General features: G+C 70.5%; 2 protein-coding genes. Both read right to left on the reverse strand.

All coding sequences use genetic code 11. From position 1 onward, the window contains the following. The coding region (locus AB4Z01_RS35920; RefSeq protein WP_441701606.1) for a calcium-binding protein at positions 1 to 1,796 on the reverse strand (1,796 nt) is incomplete at its 3' end. 51 nt (positions 1,797 to 1,847) lie between these two features. Next, on the reverse strand, positions 1,848 to 4,043 hold a 2,196-nt coding region (locus AB4Z01_RS35925), incomplete at its 5' end, for a calcium-binding protein (protein WP_441701608.1).

Raw genomic sequence — 4,043 nt, forward strand, 5'->3', positions numbered from 1 at the left:
GAGCCCGCCAGCACATCCGCCCCGGTGCCGCCGCGGAGCACGTCGTCGCCGGGCCCGCCGTCGAGCTGGTCGTTGCCGGCCTCGCCCGACAGCGTGTCGGCGGTGGCGTCGCTGACCCCGGCGGCGAGGACGTCGTCACCGGCGCCGCCGCGCAGCTCGACGGCAAAGCCCCAGCTGTTGGTGCGGATCGTGTCGTTGCCGTCGGAGCCCTGGATCGCCTCCCAGCTCTGCCAGGTGTCCGTGCCGATGTCGGCGTCGAGCACGCCCGAGTGCCAGTCGGCGACCATAGCGCGGTCGAACACGATGGTGTCGCGGCCGGCGCCGCCATCCATGATGTCCGCCCCGGCGTCGACATGGAGGAAGTCGTCGCCGTCGCCGCCGTGGAGCGTGTCGGCGCCGATATCGCCGATCAGCGTGTCGGCGCCGCCCAGGCCGTTGAGGACATCGTCTCCGCCCCAGCCCAGGAGGCTATTGGCCCCGGCAGAGCCGGTGAGGACATCGTTGAAGGCGCTTGTGCCCCAGGCGTTCTCGATGCCGGACAGTATATCGCCCTGAGCCTCGCCGCCGCTGACGAGGCCGGTGCCGAGGTCGAGCGTCACCCCGGCCGGCCCCTCATAATCGGCGGTGTCGAGGCCGGCGCCGCCGTCGAGGCGATCGGCCCCGGCGCCGCCGTTCAGCCGATCGTCGCCGGCACCGCCGAGGAGAGTGTCGTCGCTTTCCTCACCACCAAGAATGTCGTTGCCCTCATAACCGTTGAGGACGTTTACGGCCGTGTTGCCCTCAACCGTGTCCGCGCCCTTGCCGCCATTGACGTTCTCGATGGCGTTATAGGTGTCGCCCTCGGCGTCTCCACCGCTGCCGATGCCGGACGACAGATTGACCGTCACCGCGGCGGCGGCGCCGTAGAAGGTGACGAGGTCGATGCCGTCGCCGCCGTCCAGCACATCGGCCCCGGCGCCGCCGCGGAGGATGTCGTTGTCATCGAGACCCTTGAGTATGTCGTCGCCGGCGAGGCCGCTGAGAACATCGGCTCCACCATAGCCGGAGAGCTGATTGGCCACGGCAGAGCCGGTGAGAGTGTCGCCATGGCTGATGGTGCCGCCGACGTTCTCGAAGCCCGAAATCACGTCGCCCTGCGCGTCACCGCCGGCGGCGAGGCCGGTGCTGAGATCGACGGTCACCCCGGCCGGGCCGACATAGTCGAGGGTGTCGATGCCGGCCCCGCCGTCCAGCACATCGGCCCCGGCGCCCCCACGCAGAAAATCGTTGCCGGCACCGCCGCTGAGCGTGTCGTTGCCGATGTCGCCGTAGAGAAAGTCGTCGCCGTCTCCGCCGTTGAGCGTGTCGTTGCCGTCCTGGCCATAGAGCACGTCGTCGCCGCCGAGGCCGGTCAGCGTGTTGGCCGCCGCGGAACCGGTCAGCTCGTCGCCGAAGCCGGTGCCGTTGACGTTCTCGATGCCGTTGACCACATCGCCCTGGGCGTCGCCGCCGCCGCACTGGCCGGTGGTGAGATTGGCCGCCACGCCGGCCGCACCGCCATAGCTGACGAGGTCGATGCCGGCGCCGCCGAGCAGAATGTCCGCCCCGGCGCCACCGATGAGGCTGTCATTGCCGTCGCCGCCGTCGATCAGGTCGTCACCGTCGCCGCCATAGATCGCGTCGGTGCCGCCGAGGCCGTTCAGCGTGTCGGCGCCGGCCGTCGCCCCGGCGTTGTCGATGAAGCCCGGCGGGGCGATCAGCCCGTCGCCGGCGGCATGGATCAGATCGTTTCCGGCGGTTCCGTTGACGACGGCCATGATGGGCCTCCGCGATTGAAGGGATGGCGGCCGGCGACGGCCATGGCCTGGTCAGAGGACGAAATCGCCGGCGACCAGGGCGATCGTTCCGCTCAGGACGATGTTGAAATCGGCGGTACCGTTGCCGTCGACGTCGCCGGAGACGATGGTCTGGCCGGCGTTCTGCCAGATGTGGAGCTGCCCGGCCACATGGGTGAAGGCGGCGCTGCCGATGAAGCTGAAGGCCTGGTCGCCGGCCACGGCGGCCTTGGCGTCGATCCCGGCCAGGTCGATGCGGTCGCCCTGGGCATGGCTGAAATCGGTGATCCGGTCGGCATTGGCCCCGACCACGCTGTCGCCGAGCGCCGCGAAGGTGAAGTGGTCCGCCCCGGCGCCGCCGGTGAGCGTGTCGTGGCCGACCCGGCCGACGAGAAGGTCGTTGCCGTTCCAGCCCTGCAGGACGTTGGCACCAGCGTCGCCGTAGAGGCTGTCGCTGCCCTGGCTGCCGGAGAGGTTCTCGATCCCGGACAGGGTGTCGCCCTGGGCCTCGCCGCCGCTCCCGAGGCCGCTGGCGAGGCTGACCAGCACCCCCGTCGTGCTGCTGTAATAGCTGGCGGTGTCGGTGCCGGCTAAGCCCACCAGCACATCCGCCCCGGTGCCGCCGCGGAGCACGTCGTCGCCGGGCCCGCCGTCGAGCTGGTCGTTGCCGGCCTCGCCCGACAGCGTGTCGGCGGTGGCGTCGTTGACCCCGGCGGCGAGGACGTCGTCACCGGCGCCGCCGCGCAGCTCGACGGCAAAGCCCCAGCTGTTGGTGCGGATCGTGTCGTTGCCGTCAGAGCCCTGGATCGCCTCCCAGTTCTGCCAGGTGTCCGTGCCGATGGCGGCGTCGAGCACGCCCGAGTGCCAGTCGGCGACCATGGCGCGGTCGAACACGATGGTGTCGCGGCCGGCGCCGCCATCCATGATGTCCGCCCCGGCGTCGACATGGAGGAAGTCGTCGCCGTCGCCGCCGTGGAGCGTGTCGGTGCCTTCGTCGCCGATCAGCGTGTCGGAGCCGCCCAGGCCGTTGAGGACATCGTCTCCGCCCCAGCCCTGGAGGCGGTTGGCCCCGGCAGAGCCGGTGAGGACGTCATCGTGGCCACCGGTGCCCCAGGCGTTCTCGATGCCGGACAGCGTATCGCCTTGCGCCTCACCGCCGCTGCCGAGGCCGGTGCCGAGATCGAGCGTCACCCCGGTCGGCCCCTCATAGTCGACGGTATCGATGCCGGCGCCGCCGTCGATGTGGTCCGCCCCGATGCCGCCGTTCAGCCGGTCGTCGCCCGCACCGCCGAGGAGAGTGTCGTCGCCGGCCCCACCACCGAGAATGTCGTTGCCCTCATAGCCGTTCAGGACGTTCGCCGCCGTGTCGCCCGTGATGGTGTCCGCGCCCTTGCCGCCATTGACGTTCTCGATGGCGTTGTAGGTGTCGCCCTGGGCCTCGCCGCCGCTGCCGATGCCGGACGACAGATTGACCGTCACCGCGGCGGTGGCGCCGTAGAAGGTGGCGAGGTCGATGCCGTCGCCGCCGTCCAGCACATCAGCCCCGGCGCCGCCGCGGAGGATGTCGTTGTCGGAATAGCCTAAGAGCCGGTCGTCGCCGGCGAGGCCGCTGAGGATATCGGCTCCACCATAGCCGACGAGCTGATTGGCCACGGCGGAGCCGGTGAGGGTGTCGCCATGGCCGTCGGTGCCGCCGATATTCTCGAAGCCCGAGATCACGTCGCCCTGGGCGTCGCCGCCGGCGGCGACGCCGGTGCTGAGATCGACCGTCACCCCGGCCGCGCCGTTATAGTCGAGAGTGTCGATGCCGTCGCCGCCGTCGAGATGATCGGCCCCGGCCCCCCCTTGCAGAAGATCATCGCCGCTGCCGCCGCTGAGCGTGTCGTTGCCGATGTCGCCGTAGAGAAAGTCCGCGCCGTCTCCGCCGTTGAGCGTGTCGTTGCCGTCCTGGCCATGGAGCTCGTCGTCGCCGCCGAGGCCGTTCAGCGTGTTGGCCGCCGCGGAGCCGTTCAGGTTGTCATTGAAACCGGAGCCGTTGACGTTCTCGACGCCGTTGATCACGTCGCCCTGGGCGTCGCCACCAGAGCCATGGCCGGTGGAGAGATCGACGCCCACGCCGGCCGCACCGCCATAGCTGACGAGGTCGATGCCGGCGCCGCCGAGCAGAATGTCCGCCCCGGCGCCACCGATGAGGCTGTCATTGCCGTCGCCGCCGTCGATCAGGTCGTC

The organism is Inquilinus sp. YAF38 (assembly GCF_052113205.1).
Lineage (GTDB): Bacteria > Pseudomonadota > Alphaproteobacteria > DSM-16000 > Inquilinaceae > Inquilinus.